We start from the raw sequence: 14,297 nt of genomic DNA, 5'->3' as shown, positions 1-14,297 counted from the left end.
GATGATTGGGAGCCGTATCGGAGGGGCACTCCATCGAGGCTTGTGACCGGATCGAGACCTACGCGGAGCGTGACCGAGACTCCGATACGCCCTTCGGCGCATCGTGGCCACGCTGGAGGAGGAACTCGGATGAGCACTCACCGCATCCAGGACGAACGCCCCGCTGACGTGGTCCGCCTCGTCGGGCGGGGGGTGGTGGCCACGGCGACCGCCCTCACCCTCACCGGTGCGGGCGCGGGGCTGGCGCTGGCGACACCGGGCAACGGCCACGGCAACGGCCACGGCAACGGCCACGGCAACGGCCACGGCAACGGTCACGGCAACGGGCACCAGGACGGCGAGTCGCCGGGGCACTCCGCCCGGGACTCGTCCGACCCGGCCGACTGCGGCGCCTCCGACGACGACCTCGTCGGCGGCCTGCTCGGCGACCTCGGGCTCGGGGGATCGCACGAACAGGACAGCGCGCAGGACGCCGCGTGCGACACCGACGGCTCCGACGGCTCCGACGGCTCCGACGCTTCCGACGTCGCGGACAGCCAGGACTCCTCGTCGTCAAGCGACGGCAGCGCGACGCAGCAGGTATCGGCGCAGCCGCAGTACGTGCCGACCAACCCGGACGACATCCCGCCGCCCCCGGGCGAGACGAAGATCATCGACATCCCGGACAGCTCCCCGTCGTAGCGCGACGGCCGGACCGGGGTGGGCAGACTGGCGCCATGGACCTCGTGGCCCCCTGGCGGATCGACGACGCCCGACACCCGGAGGCCGCCGTCGCGGCCCGCGAACGCATCGCCGAGGTCGACGACCACGTCCGCGCATGGGTCACCCCGGTGCCCTCCGAGCCGCCGGGTGACGGTCCGCTCGCCGGCGTCCCGGTGGGCGTCAAGGACATCGTCGACGTCGCCGGCGTGCCCACCCGGTGCGGTTCGCGCGCGCTGGTCGACGCGCCGCCCGCCGAGAAGGACGCGGGGATCGTGCGCATGCTGCGCGCCGCCGGGGCGGTGGTCGTCGGCAAGACCGTGACGACGGAGTTCGCCTACTTCGACCCGGGACCGACCCGGAACCCGCACGACCCCACCCGCACGCCCGGCGGGTCGTCGAGCGGGTCCGCGGCCGCCGTGGCCGCGGGCATGGTGCCGCTGGCCGTCGGCACCCAGACCGCGGGATCGGTGGTGCGGCCGGCGTCGTACTGCGGCGTCGCCGGGCTCGCGGTCGCCCGCGGGGTCCTGCCGCACGACGGAGTCGCGCCGCTGGCGCCCGGGCTCGACACCCTGGGGCTGTTCGCCGCGACCGTCGCCGACCTCGCCGTCGCGCGGGCCGCGCTCGACGGGAGGAACGTCGCCCCGGAGGCGACCGGGCCGCTGCGCCTGCTGGTCTGGGACGGCACGGTGGTCGCCGACGTCTCCGCAGCGATGCGCGACGCCCTCGCCGCGGCGATCGACCGGCTGAGCGCGGACGGCGCCACCGTCGCCGACCTCGACGTCGACCTCCGCGCGGCCACCGCCGACCACCGCACCGTCATGGCCGCCGAGGCCGCGACCACCGTGCCCGAGCTCCCCGGGCTCGGCGAGAACCTCACTGCCCTGGTGGCCCAGGGCCATGCGGTCCCGGACGGCGAGCTGACCGCGGCCCGCCGGCGCTCGGCGGCCACCCGGGAGACGGTGCTGGCGCGTCTCGCCGACGCCGACGCGGTCCTGGCCCCCGGCGCCCTCGGCGTCGCCCCGCCCGGCCTGGACGCCACCGGCGACCCGGTGCTCAGCAGGCCCTGGCACGCGATGGGCCTGCCCGCCCTCGCCGTGCCCGGGCTGCGCGACGCCGACGGCCTGCCGCTGGGGCTGCAGCTGATCGGCCACCCCGACCGCGAGGACGCCCTGCTCGCCGCCGGTCGCCGCCTGGAGTCCCTCCTGCCGTGAGCGATCTTCGGTGCTATCGCACCGAACATCGCGCACATGGGGTGGGTCACGTGCCGTGTGCCTTGCGCGCGCGGGGAGAGTGGGGGCCGTGGCGGACGGGGAAGCGCGGACGGCGGGCGCGACGCCCACCGGGCTCCCCCGTGATCCGCCCCGGCACTCCGACGAGGGGCTCGACGTCGAGTTCTTCGAGGAGTTCGCCGACGAGCTCGACCACCACCACCTGTGGCACCGCGACGGCGAGCGCCACCAGTTCGGCACCGACTCGCCGCTGCTCCCCCCGCGCCTCGCCGCGTGGGTCCGCTACATCCCGCGCGCACACCCCGCGGGCTTCGTGCTGGGCACCGCCTTCGGGCTCATCTCGCTGACGCCCTCGCTGATCCCCCGCGACTACCTCTTCCAGGGCCTCGCCACCGGCATCTCCGCCGCCCTGGGCTACGCGATCGGCGTGGCCCTCGCCTGGCTCCTGCGTCGGATGGCGCGCTGGACGCACCTCACCGACCGCCTGGACCGTGCGACCCCGGTGTGGTTCACGCCCGGGGCCTGGCTGGTGCTGGTGGTGACCGCGACGCTCGCCCTGTTCGGGCTGCTGCTCGCCGGCGCGGGCTGGCAACGGCAGATCGCCGGGCTCATGGGCCTCGAGCAGCCGACGACCGACGGCTGGCTGCGCGCCGGGCCGATCGCGCTGGTCGTGGCGGGCGTGCTCGTCGGCTTCGGGCGCGGGGTGCGCTGGCTCGCGGGACGGGTCGCAGAGCTTCTGCGCCGGCGCGTCCACATGCCCCGTCGGGTCGCGACCGTCGCCGCCACGGTGCTCGTGCTCCTGCTCGTCGTCACGGTGCTCGACTCGGTGGTCCTGCGCGGCGGGCTGCGCGTGGCCGACTCCGTCTTCCGCGCCACGAACGACACGCCCTACCCCGGGATCGCCGCCCCCACCTCACCGCTGCGCTCCGGCTCGCCCGCCTCGCTCGTGCGCTGGAACACGATCGGGCGCGAGGGCCAGGCCTTCGTCGCGGGCGGTCGCCCGCCCTCCGAGCTCGCCGCCGCGTCGGGGCGTGCCCCGGTGGAGCCCATCCGGGCCTACGTCGGCCTGCTCGGCGCGCCGGGCCCGTCGGAGCGCGCCGCCCTGGCCGTCGCCGAGCTCGAGCGCACCGGGGCGTTCGACCGGTCGGTGCTCGCCGTCGTCACGACCACGGGCACCGGCTGGATCGACACCCCGACCGCCGACTCCCTCGAGATGGTCTGGGGCGGGGACACCGCGATCGTCGCCACCCAGTACTCGTACCTGCCGAGCTGGCTGTCGTTCGTCGTCGACCGCACGCGCGCCGCGGCCGAGGGCCGGGCCCTGTTCGACGCCGTGCACGCCCGCGTCGAGCAGATGCCCCCCGACCGGCGCCCGCGGCTGTTCGCCTTCGGCGAGAGCCTCGGCTCCCAGGGCTCCGAGGCCGCCTTCTCGAGTGTCGACGACGCCCGCGCCCAGGCCGACGGGGTGCTCTGGGTGGGCCCGCCGAACTCCAACCGGCTGCACGCCGCCCTGACCGCCCGCCGGGATCCGGGCACCCCGGAGATCCTCCCCGTCGTCGCCGGCGGCCGAGAGGTGCGGTTCGGCGCGACCTCCGAGGACCTCGCCCGCCCGCCCGGCCCGTGGGATGCGCCACGGATCGTCTACCTGCAGCACGCCTCGGACCCGGTCGTGTGGTGGTCCCCGTCGCTGCTGTGGCACCGCCCCGAGTGGCTCGCCGAGCCCCGCGGACGCGACGTCTCGCCCGCCATGGACTGGTACCCGGTGGTCACGTTCTGGCAGGTCACCATCGACATCACCAACTCGCTGGGGGTCCCGGACGGCCACGGGCACCAGTACCGCGGCGTGATGCTGGACGGATGGCTCGCACTGGGTACCCCAGCGGGGTGGACCCCTGCGGACACGGAAAGGGTGGCAGGCATGCTGGGGCTGTGACCGCTCCTGCGCATACGGCCACCGACGCCCGCCCCGAGGGGGCCGAGGACACCGAGGAGGACGCCCCCTCCCACTGGCGACGGCTCGCCCCGCCGGCCGTCGTCGCGGTGCTGCTGCTGGGCTGGAGCAACCTCGTGCTCCCCGCGCTGCCCGCCGACCCGGTGCTCAAGGCGCTGTTCAACCTCGGCGGCGTCGCGGCGATGGTCACCGTGGCCCGGCTGCTCGGCCTGACCTGGGCCGACCTGGGGATCGGACGCGGCACCTGGGGCGCCGGTCTGCGCTGGGGCGGCGCCGCGATCGCCGTCGCGGTACTCGGCTACGGCGCCGTCCTCGTCGCCGCCCCCGAGCTGCTGGAGAACCCGCAGCTCGCCGGCGCCTCCCCGGGCGCCCTGCTGCTGCGCGGGCTCGTCCTCATCCCGCTCGGCACCGTGCTCGCCGAGGAGCTCGCGTTCCGCGGCGTGCTGCAGGGGCACTCGGTGCGCTCGCTGTCGGCCCGGGTGGCCCTCAGCGTCACCGCCGTCGCGTTCGGCCTCTGGCACCTCACCGTCGCGATGGGCCCCTCCGCGGTCCCACTGCCGCCGACGCTGCAGTGGACCTCGGCGCTCACCGTCCTCGCCGTGACCGTCGTCGGCGGGCTCGCGCTCGGCTGGCTGCGCCACCGGACGGGCTCGGTGCTCGCCCCGATCGGGCTGCATCTGGGCACGAACGCGGTCGGTCTCGTCGCCGCGGGTGTCGCGCTCGCGCATTGATCGACGTCTCGGGCGAGACTGTCGCGATGACGGTGGTCGACAACGCGGTGTACGTGGGCGGTGCCCGCGACAGGGAACCCGATTCGCTCGACGGCACCCTCGCCGCACTCCGCGAGCGTGACGGCACCGCCGGCGACGACGGCTTCGCCTGGATCGGCCTGCTGCGCCCCGACCAGGCCGAGCTCGACAAGCTGGCGCGCGAGCTCGCGCTGCCGGAGCTGGCCGTCGAGGACGCGGTGCACGCCCACCAGCGGCCCAAGCTCGAGCGCTACGACGACACGGAGTTCGTCGTCCTGCGGCCCGCCTGGTACGTCGACGAGGACGAGGACGTCCAGGTGGGCGAGATCCACGTGTTCCTCGGGCAGGACTTCGTCGTCACCGTGCGCCACGCCGAGACCCCCGACCTGTCCTCGGTGCGCGCCCGCCTCGAGGACGATCCGGGGCTGCTCGCGCTCGGCCCGCGGGCGGTGCTCTACGCGGTGCTCGACCGCATCGTCGACGACTACCGCCCCGTGGTGCGTGGCCTGCGCAACGACATCGACCAGATCGAGACACAGGTCTTCGGCGGCGACCCGAGCGTCTCGCGGCGCATCTACCAGCTCTCCCGCGAGGTCATCGAGCTCCAGCGGGCCGTGGACCCGCTGCGCGAGGTGCTCGACGGGCTCCTGTCCGAGACCGCCGACGACCACGCGAGGATCGGCCTGCACCGCGGCCTGCGCGACGTCGCCGACCACATCGCGCAGACCTCGGAGTCCGCCGACAACTTCCGCCAGCTGCTCGGCAACATCCTGCAGGTCAACGCCGCGCTCGTCGGGCAGCGCCAGAACGAGGAGATGCGGAAGCTCTCCGAGACGAGCCTGGCCCAGGGCGAGGAGGTCAAGAAGATCTCCTCCTGGGCGGCCATCCTGTTCACCCCGTCGCTCATCGGGGCGATCTACGGCATGAACTTCGAGCACATGCCCGAGCTCGCGTGGACCCTCGGCTACCCCTTCGCGCTGGGACTGATGGTGCTCGGCTCGCTGACGCTGTTCCTGCTCTTCCGCAAGCGCGGCTGGCTGTGACGACGGAGCGCGCCCGCTCGTTCGGCGCCGCCGCGGACGACTACGACCGGCTGCGGCCCGCGCCGGCCGCCGAGGCCCTGCGGTGGCTGGTGCCCCCGGAGAGCCGGGTGCTCGACCTCGCTGCCGGCACGGGGCTGGTCACCCGCGCGCTGGCCGCCGAGGGCGTGCACGACGTCGTCGCGGTCGAGCCCGACGACGCGATGCGTGCCGTGCTCACCGCGCGCAGCCCGGGGGTGCGCGCCCTGAGCGGCACGGCGGAGGAGATCCCGCTTCCGGACGGGTCGGTGGACGTCGTGCTGGCGGCGTCGGCGTGGCACTGGTTCGACGCCGAGCGGGCGGCGACCGAGATCGCCCGGGTGCTGCGACCCGGGGGCGTACTCGGGCTGATGTGGAGCTACTCCGACCCCGACACCGACTGGGTCGCGGACCTGCGCCGGATCGGACGGGCCGAGGCGCAGGGGTCGGCATCGCTCGTGCGGTCCGGGCTCTCGCTGGAGATGCCCGCCGGGGCGCCGTTCGCCGAGGGCGAATCGCGGGTCTTCCAGCGCTCGGCGTGGGTGGCGGCGCAGGACGTGGCCGCGATGCTCGGGACGTACTCGAGCGTGCTCACGCTGCCCGCGGCCGAGCGCCGTGACGTGCACCGACGGGCCCGGGCCTTCCTGACCGAGCGGGTCGGCACCGACCCGGTGCTCGTGCCCTTCGTGACCGGGGCGTTCCGGACGGTGCGCTCATGAGGTGATCGCCTCTCGACTCCGGGCAGGAAGCGAGGTTAGCCTGCCCTCACGAGGCGAGGAGGCTGCCGTGACGTTGCGTTTGCCCACGGGTGAGGTGACCGTGCTGCTGGGCGAGCAGATCGTGCGCCGCCGGCTCATGGACATGCTCGACGATTCGTCCGCGCGCGGGGACACGGGTCGGCCGGCGACGGTGCACCGGGTCAGCGCGGGTGCGTCGGAGGGTGTCGCGACGCGCCGCCGGCGTCTCGAGGACGCCGGCGACGCCGACGGGGCCGCGATCGTGCTGGTCGACCACATCACCGACGGCCTCGACGCCGCGGGGCGGCGCGCCGTGCTCGGCGCGCTCGCGACGGTGGCCGCGCGGGGTGCTGCGGTGCTGGTCGACGACGGTGACTGCGTGGCAGCCCTCGCGGTGGCGGACGGCACGCTGCGCGCCGACCCCGTGCGGGGACTCGTCCTCGAGCCCGCGAGCGGGTCGGCCGCGCCGCTCGAGGAGCTCTACCGGGCCTCGTAGGTCAGGCAGTCGGCCACGTCCGTGCCGGCCCCGATCTCGACCGAGGACGCGGTGCACTCGAGCTTGTCGTTGAACTTGCACTCCGAGCGGTGGCAGGCGCCCACGACGCCGTTGCGGTCGAGGCCGCCGCGGAAGGAGATTTCGACGAAGGTGCCGCACTTGGCGGTGTCGCCGGCGATGGTGATCGCCCCGGCGTGGCAGGTGTTGCTGTCGTTGTAGGAGCAGGCGGTCACCGAACAGGCCTGGACCGTGGGCATGTCCTGGGTCGAAGTCATGACCGTGATGGTGGCGGTCCCGCGGGCGGCGTCGCCACGCAGCGAAGGCTGCCCTGATCACGGCGAATGTCCCGTCCGGCACAGGCCGACCTGGGGCGACGGCGACGACACCCGCGACAGCCGGGCAATCCTATGACGCACATCACGTTGCGCAGTACCCGGACGGGCCTCGCGGAGTGAGGGTGCGCTCTCCTCACACGGGCCCTTGATCGGTGATCGGACGGTGGGGACTTCCCAGGACGCATCGGGCAGGCCACGGTGGATCACCCCACCACCGCCCGTCGACGGGAGCACCCCCCGTGACCGACACCGCCCCACCCGCCCGGCGCACCACCCACGTCGGCCAGAGCCTCCCGCGTCGCGAGGATGCGGCGCTGCTCACCGGCCGCGGCACCTGGACCGACGACATCGCCCCGCTCGGCGCGGTGCACCTCGCCCTGGTGCGCAGCCCCGTCGCGCACGCCCGGATCACCGCTGTCGACACGGCCGCGGCGCGGGAGCACCCGGGAGTCGTCGCCGTCCTCACCGGCCCGGATCTTTCCGACGACTTCGTGGCCGGCATCCCGACCGGGTGGCCGGTCACCGAGGACATCCTCGTGCCCGACCATCGCCCGTTGGCCCACGCCGAGGTCAACCACGTCGGGGACGCCGTGGCGGTCGTCGTCGCGGGCGACGCGGCGACGGCGCGGGACGCCGCGGAGCTGGTGATCGTGGACTACGACGAGCTGCCCGCCGCGGTCGACCTGGAGGCCGCGCTCGCGCCCGGTGCGCCGCTCGTGCACGAGGAGTTCGGCACGAACCACTGCTACACCTGGCCGCTCGCGGTCGGGGACGTCGACGCGGCGTTCGCCGAGGCCGACGTGGTCGTCGAGGGCCGCTACGTGCAGCAGCGCGTGATCCCCTCGCCGATGGAGACGCGCGCCGTGGTCGTCACGCCCGACGCCGTCGGCGGCGGCTTCACCCTCCACACCTCGACGCAGGTGCCGCACTTCGTGCGCGACATCCTCGCCGCGATCTGCGGCATCTCCGACACCAAGCTGCGCGTCGTCGCCCCGGACGTCGGCGGCGGCTTCGGCGCCAAGCTCAACGTGTACGCCGAGGAGGCCCTGGCGCTGGTCCTGGCGCGGCGGCTCAAGCGGCCGGTGAAGTGGACCGAGACCCGCTCGGAGCACCACGTCGCGACCACGCACGGTCGTGGGCAGGTCCAGTACATGACGATCGGCGCCACGCGCGACGGGAAGATCCTCGGCATGCGGATCCGCCTCGTCGCGGACATGGGCGCCTACCTGCAGCTGCTGACCCCGGGCATCGCCGTCTTCGGGGCGTTCACCTACTGCGGGCTCTACGACTTCGGGGCCTACGACTTCTCGTGCCGGGGCGTGTTCACCAACCTCACGCCCACCGACGCCTACCGCGGCGCCGGGCGCTCCGAGGCGGCGTACGCGCACGAGCGGATCCTCGACGACCTCGCCCGCGCCCTCGAGATGGACCCGGCGGAGCTGCGGCTGCGCAACCTCCACCCGCCGTTCTCCGAGCCCCGCACGGTGCCCTCGGGCGTCCAGTACGACTCCGGAGACTACGAGACCTGTATGCGTCGCGCCCTCGAGCTCGTGGACTACGACGGTCTGCGCGCCGAGCAGGCGCGGCGCCGGGCCGCCGGCGACACCGTCGAGCTCGGCATCGGCATCGGCAACTTCACCGAGTCCGGCGGCCTCTCACCCTCGAAGGTCGCCGCCGGGGTCCGGCTGCAGAGCGGCGGATGGGAGGCGGCGACGGTGCGGATGACCACCGCCGGCCGTGCCGAGGTCGTCACGGGCACGAGCCCGCACGGGCAGGGCCACGAGACGGCCTGGGCCCAGATCACCGCCGACAGCCTCGGTATCGATCCCGCCGACGTCGAGGTGTTCCACGGCGACACGATGGTCGCGCCGTTCGGGCGCGACACCTACGGCTCGCGCAGCCTCGCCGTCGGGGGGACGGCGGTGTACGGGGCGGCCGAGAAGGTGGTGGCCAAGGCCCGGCTGATCGCCGCGCACCTGCTCGAGGCCGCCGAGTCGGATCTGCAGTTCGTCGACGGCACGTTCTCCGTGGCCGGCACCTCCGGGCCGTCGATCACGATCCAGGAGATCGCCGGCGCGGCGTCGCTGGCCAACGACCTGCCCGAGGGCATGGAGCCCAACCTCACCGCCGACTACCACTTCGACCCCCCGAACTTCACGTGGCCGTTCGGCACGCACATCTGCGTGGTCGAGGTCGACACCGAGACCGGGATGACCACCGTGCGGCGCTTCGTCGCGGTCGACGACTGCGGGCGGATCGTCAACCCGCAGATCGTCGACGGGCAGCTGCACGGCGGGATCGCCCAGGGCATCGCGCAGGCGCTCTACGAGCACGCCACGTTCGACGAGGACGGCCAGCCGACGTCCGCGACGCTCGCCGACTACGCCGTGCCCGCCGCGAGCGACCTGCCCTCGTTCGACCTGGACCAGACCGTGACCCTGTCGCCCACCAATCCGCTGGGCGCCAAGGGGATCGGGGAGTCCGGGGCGATCGGCTCGTCGCCCGCCGTGGTGAACGCGGCGATCGACGCGCTCGCCGCCCGCGGCGTCACGCACCTCGACATGCCGTTGACCCCGCAGCGGGTCTGGCGCGCCCTCGACGGGGCCGCCAAGGTGACCCCATGAGCGCCGGCACGGAGACCGACACCGAGACGCGGTACGACTACGGAGGCGACGAGTTCGTCTACGTCGAGCTCTCGGCGGCGATGAGCCTGCCGGTGCACTTCACGTCGCTGGCGATCACGCGGCGCCTGGCCGAGGAGGCCATCCCGGGCGTCGAGGAGATCGCGCCGTCGAACGCGTCGTACATGGTCCGCGTCGACCCGGACCGGCTGCACCCGCGCGACCTCGTGCGGGAGCTGCAGCGCATCGAGGGCGAGGTCGGCTCGCTGTCCGACGACCTCACGGTCGCGACCCGCATCGTCGACGTGCCGATCATGCTGAACGACCCGTGGACCCACGAGGTCCTCATGAAGTTCCGCGACCGCCACCAGGACCCGAACGGCACCGACCTCGACTACGGGGCCCGGATCAACGGCTACAGCTCGACCGAGGACTTCATCGACGCGCTCGCCGCGTCGCCGTACCTGGTGACGATGATGGGCTTCGTGCCCGGGCTGCCCTGGTGCTTCCAGCTGGTGCCCCGCGAGCGGCAGGTCGAGGTGCCCAAGTACGTCCGCCCGCGCACCGAGACCCCGGAGCGGGCGTTCGGCTTCGGCGGCGCGTTCGCGGTGATCTACCCGGTGAAGGGCGCGGGCGGCTACCAGCTCTTCGGCTCGGCGCCCGCGCCGATCTTCGACGGCGAGCAGCGCCTCCCGGACTTCGCGGAGAACAACTCGGTGGTGTTCTTCAAGCACGGCGACGTGATCAACTACCGGCGCGTCGACCGCGGGGAGTACGACGACGTGCGCGCGCAGGTCGACGCGGGCACCTGGCGGTACTCGTTCAAGGAGCTCGAGTTCTCGCCGAGCCGGTTCCTCGCCGATCCCGACGGCACCAACGCCGCGATGAAGGAGGTGCTGTACGGGTGAGCATTCACGGACGGCGAAGCGGAGCGGAGCCGGACCAATGATCATCTGTCAGGACCCGGGCCTGGAGACGACGGTCCAGGACACCGGGCGGCTCGGCTACTACAGCATCGGCTTCCCGCCCTCGGGCGCGCTGGACTCGTTCGCCTACCACGTCGGCAACGCCCTGGTCGGCAACGAGCCGGGCGCCGCGGGGCTCGAGGCGGTCTACCTCGGCCCGACCCTGGAGTTCACCGAGGACACCGTCATCGCCGTGACCGGCGCGGACATCCCCGCGTTCGTCGACGGCGCGGAGATCCCCCTCTGGGAGTCCGTGGCGGTGTCGTCGGGCTCGGTGCTGTCGTTCGGCCAGCTCCGCGGCGGGGCGCGTCCCTACATCGCCGTCGCCGGCGGTATCGACGTGCCGCTCTACTACGGCAGCCGCTCGACCTACACGCTCGTCGGGATCGGCGGCTTCGAGGGACGCGCGCTGCGGGCCGGCGACGAGCTGGCGATCGGCTCGGACGCGCGGGATCCCCGTGCGGGCCGCCGCGTGGACGCCTCGGACGTGCCGGTGCACCCCTCGACCGCCGAGGTGCACCTGCTCGTCGGCCTGCACAGCTACCGGCTCACCGAGGACAGCCTCGCGCGGTTCACCGACACCGAGTGGAAGGTGACCCCGGACGCCAACCGGGTCGGCTACCGCTTCCGGGGTGCCGAGCTGGAGTTCGTGCCCCGCGAGCAGCCCTTCGGCGCCGGCAGCGACCCCGCCAACGTCACCGACTGCGGCTACCCGGTCGGATCGGTCCAGGTCCCCGGCGGTGTCGAGCCGATCGTGCTGCTGCAGGACGCGGTCACCGGGGGCGGCTACGCGACGCTCGGCACCGTCGTGAGCGTCGACCGCGACCGGCTGGCCCAGACCAAGACCGGCGACAGGACGCGCTTCGTGCCCGTCGACCTCGACGGCGCGCTGGAGGTCCGGAAGGACCGCCTCGGCGCGCTCGACCGCATCCGTTCCGCGCTCGCCTGACCGATCCTCAAGGAGGCACGTCCGTGGGCAGCCACACCATCACGTCCCGCACGCCCGGCGTCTTCTACCACCGGCCCTCGCCCGACGCGGACCCCTACGTCACGGAGGGGGCGTCCGTCGCCGAGGGCGACACGGTGGGTCTCGTCGAGGTCATGAAGACCTTCCACGAGGTGAAGGCCGACGCCGCGGGCACCGTGTCGAAGTTCCTCGTCGAGAACGAGGACGAGGTGACCATCGGCCAGGACCTCGTCGAGCTGGAGACGTGACGCTCGAATCGGTCCTGGTCGCCAACCGCGGCGAGATCGCGCTGCGGGTCGTGCGGGCGTGCCGGGAGCTGGGCATCCGGTCGGTCGCCGTGTACTCCGACGCCGACGCGTCCGCCGCGCACGTCCGCCACGCCGACGACGCGGTGCACATCGGCAAGTCGTCGGCGTCGAAGAGCTATCTGAACGCCGACGCGGTACTCGAGGCGGCGCGCTCGGCCGGGGTCGACGCGGTGCACCCCGGTTACGGCTTCCTCTCCGAACGGCCCTCGTTCGCGGCAGCGGTCGAGGAGGCGGGGCTGACGTTCGTCGGCCCGCCGTCGTCGGTGATCGCGACGATGGGGGACAAGGCGGCGGCACGGGCGGTGGCGCGCTCGGCGGACGTGCCCGTGGTGCCGGGCAGCGACGAGGTCTCGTCGGCCGACGACGCCGTCGCGGCGGCCGAGGAGGTCGGCTACCCGGTGCTCGTCAAGGCCTCGGCCGGTGGCGGGGGGCGGGGCATCCGGCCGGCCGCGTCGGCCGACGAGCTACGGACCGTGGTGGTCGAGGCCCAGCGCGAGGCGTCCTCGGCGTTCGGGTCCGGCGCGGTGTACCTCGAGCGCGCGCTGCAGGGCCCGCGGCACGTCGAGGTGCAGGTGCTCGCCGACACCCACGGCAGCGTCGTGCACTGCTTCGAGCGGGAGTGTTCACTGCAGCGCCGTCGGCAGAAGATCCTGGAGGAGGCGCCGGCGCCCGGGCTCTCGTCCGAGCTGCGGTCGGCGTTGTGCGACGCGGCCGTGCGACTGTCGTCGCAGGTCGGCTACGTCGGCGCGGGCACGGTGGAGTTCCTCGTCGAAGGAGACGAGTTCTTCTTCATCGAGATGAACACGCGCATCCAGGTCGAGCACCCGATCACCGAGTGGATCACCGGTCTCGATCTCGTCGCCGAGCAGCTGCGCATCGCCGGCGGCGAGCCGCTGTCGGTGGCCCAGGACGACGTCGTCCGCCGGGGCGCGGCGATCGAGTTCCGCGTCAACGCCGAGGACCCCGACCAGGACTTCCTGCCCTCGCCGGGCGAGGTGACGGGCCTCGAGCTGCCCGGCGGGCCCGGCGTCCGCGTCGACACGGCCCTCATGGCGGGAGACGTCGTCCCGCCGTTCTACGACTCGCTGGTCGCGAAGCTCGCGGTCTGGGCGCCGACGCGCGAGCAGGCTCTGGCCCGCGGCCGCCGCGCACTCGCCGAGTACCGCGTCGAGGGGCTGCCCACGACCATCGGCCTGCACCGGCGCCTGCTCGACGAGCAGGCGGTCGTCGACGGCACCTACGACATCACGACATTGGAGACGTGGCTCGAGGATTCGCCCCGCGGGTGAAGCCCACGTTGCGCCCCCGTCGGTCGAGCCGTCGGCGCACGATGCTTCGGAAACCGAAGCGTTCCCTCGAAGGACTGCTGCTTCGGAGAGGTTCCGCTCCCGCGGACTTCTCGATCAGCCCCGCAGCAGCTGAGTCGCCGGTACGCGCTCCACGCCCAGGGAGTCGAAGCGCCGACGGAGCGCCTCGACGATCTCGACGGCGTTGGGGCGGTCGCCGTGCAGGCAGATCGTGTCCACCTCGACGTCGAGGTGCTTGCCCGTCGTCGAGGTCACGTGCCCCTCGAGGAGGTCGACGGCCTGCTGGGCGACGGCGTCGGGGTCCTTCGCCTTCGGCTCGGGCTCGACGATGATGTGCCCCTCGTCGGTGTACTCGAGGTCGGCGAAGCCCTCACGGGCGACGGTCGCGCCGAGCGAGCGGGCGAGGTCGGCCGTCGGCCCGGCCAGCCAGAAGATCATCAGGTTGGGATCGAGGCGCAGCACCGCCTCCGTGATCGCGGTGGTGATCTCGGGGTCGGTCAGCGCCATGCCGTACAGCGCGCCGTGCGGCTTGACGTGCACGACCTCCGCGCCCTCCGCGCGAGCCGTCGCCTGCAGCGCACCGGTCTGGTAGAGCACGAGCTGGGCGGCCTCGTCGGGGCGCAGCGCCATCCGTCTGCGCCCGAAGCCCACGAGGTCGGGCAGGCCGGGGTGAGCGCCGATCGCGGTGTCGGTGGCGACGGCCGTGCGCACCGAGTCGCGCATCGTCACCGGATCGCTGGCGTGGTACCCGCAGGCGACGTTCACCGAGGTCACGTGGCCCATGAGCTCGGCGTCGTGACCGAGCTTCCAGCGCCCGAGGCTCTCCCCGGCGTCGGCATTGAGGTCGACGCGTGTCTGCATGGGCACAGTGT

General features: G+C 73.6%; 14 protein-coding genes. 12 read left to right on the top strand and 2 right to left on the bottom strand.

Annotation, left to right across the window (positions count from 1 at the left end):
• The first annotated feature begins 129 nt into the window (after positions 1–129).
• The 7 genes from PH189_RS09235 (at position 130) to PH189_RS09205 (ending at position 6,922) form a co-directional block, all read left to right on the top strand.
• Positions 130–681: a hypothetical protein gene (locus PH189_RS09235; RefSeq protein ID WP_274188485.1), complete on the top strand. Its 552-nt coding sequence runs from the start codon at positions 130–132 to the stop codon at positions 679–681.
• Between the two features lie 35 nt (positions 682–716).
• The gene (locus PH189_RS09230; protein WP_274188484.1) at positions 717–1,913 is read left to right on the top strand and encodes an amidase; all 1,197 of its coding nucleotides are present in this window, start codon (positions 717–719) and stop codon (positions 1,911–1,913) included.
• Between the two features lie 88 nt (positions 1,914–2,001).
• Complete coding sequence (locus PH189_RS09225) at positions 2,002–3,864, top strand: alpha/beta hydrolase (RefSeq protein WP_274188483.1); 1,863 nt, start codon at positions 2,002–2,004, stop codon at positions 3,862–3,864.
• On the top strand, positions 3,861–4,613 hold the full coding sequence (locus PH189_RS09220; RefSeq protein WP_274188482.1) for a CPBP family intramembrane glutamic endopeptidase: 753 nt from the start codon (positions 3,861–3,863) through the stop codon (positions 4,611–4,613). Before PH189_RS09225 ends, PH189_RS09220 begins: the two co-directional genes overlap by 4 nt.
• A gap of 26 nt (positions 4,614–4,639) precedes the next feature.
• Positions 4,640–5,674, top strand: a complete 1,035-nt coding sequence (locus PH189_RS09215) for a magnesium and cobalt transport protein CorA (protein WP_274188481.1) — start codon at positions 4,640–4,642, stop codon at positions 5,672–5,674.
• Entirely contained in the window at positions 5,671–6,408 is a 738-nt protein-coding gene (locus tag PH189_RS09210) for a class I SAM-dependent methyltransferase (protein ID WP_274188480.1), read from the top strand. Before PH189_RS09215 ends, PH189_RS09210 begins: the two co-directional genes overlap by 4 nt.
• 67 nt (positions 6,409–6,475) lie before the next feature.
• Positions 6,476–6,922 carry a hypothetical protein gene (locus PH189_RS09205; protein ID WP_274188479.1) on the top strand — a complete coding sequence of 149 codons (447 nt, stop codon included), beginning with the start codon at positions 6,476–6,478 and terminating at the stop codon, positions 6,920–6,922.
• Here the strand turns inward: PH189_RS09205 and PH189_RS09200 are convergent.
• Positions 6,907–7,197: a DUF1540 domain-containing protein gene (locus tag PH189_RS09200; protein WP_274188478.1), complete on the bottom strand. Its 291-nt coding sequence runs from the start codon at positions 7,195–7,197 to the stop codon at positions 6,907–6,909. The two genes, PH189_RS09205 and PH189_RS09200, sit on opposite strands and share 16 nt — an antisense overlap.
• A 299-nt stretch (positions 7,198–7,496) precedes the next feature.
• Between PH189_RS09200 and PH189_RS09195 the strand changes: the two genes are divergently transcribed.
• The 5 genes from PH189_RS09195 to PH189_RS09175 are packed head-to-tail and all read left to right on the top strand — an operon-like array spanning position 7,497 to position 13,407.
• Complete coding sequence (locus PH189_RS09195) at positions 7,497–9,881, top strand: xanthine dehydrogenase family protein molybdopterin-binding subunit (RefSeq protein ID WP_274188477.1); 2,385 nt, start codon at positions 7,497–7,499, stop codon at positions 9,879–9,881.
• On the top strand, positions 9,878–10,786 hold the full coding sequence (locus PH189_RS09190) for a 5-oxoprolinase subunit B family protein (protein ID WP_274188476.1): 909 nt from the start codon (positions 9,878–9,880) through the stop codon (positions 10,784–10,786). The genes PH189_RS09195 and PH189_RS09190 overlap by 4 nt, the downstream gene beginning before the upstream one ends.
• A 37-nt stretch (positions 10,787–10,823) precedes the next feature.
• Entirely contained in the window at positions 10,824–11,792 is a 969-nt protein-coding gene (locus tag PH189_RS09185; protein ID WP_274188475.1) for a 5-oxoprolinase subunit C family protein, read from the top strand.
• 23 nt (positions 11,793–11,815) lie between these two features.
• Positions 11,816–12,058 (top strand): acetyl-CoA carboxylase, encoded by a 243-nt coding sequence (locus PH189_RS09180; protein ID WP_274188474.1) that lies wholly within the window; start codon positions 11,816–11,818, stop codon positions 12,056–12,058.
• Positions 12,055–13,407, top strand: a complete 1,353-nt coding sequence (locus tag PH189_RS09175; protein WP_274188473.1) for an acetyl-CoA carboxylase biotin carboxylase subunit — start codon at positions 12,055–12,057, stop codon at positions 13,405–13,407. The genes PH189_RS09180 and PH189_RS09175 overlap by 4 nt, the downstream gene beginning before the upstream one ends.
• Before the next feature lie 114 nt (positions 13,408–13,521).
• On the opposite strand, the gene PH189_RS09170 is transcribed toward PH189_RS09175, so the two are convergent.
• Positions 13,522–14,286, bottom strand: a complete 765-nt coding sequence (locus tag PH189_RS09170) for a LamB/YcsF family protein (protein WP_274188472.1) — start codon at positions 14,284–14,286, stop codon at positions 13,522–13,524.
• Between the last annotated feature and the right edge of the window lie 11 nt (positions 14,287–14,297).

This window comes from Actinomycetospora chibensis, from assembly GCF_028737215.1.
Taxonomy (GTDB): Bacteria; Actinomycetota; Actinomycetes; order Mycobacteriales; family Pseudonocardiaceae; genus Actinomycetospora; species Actinomycetospora chibensis.
This window is presented reverse-complemented; position numbering and strand designations above follow the sequence as displayed.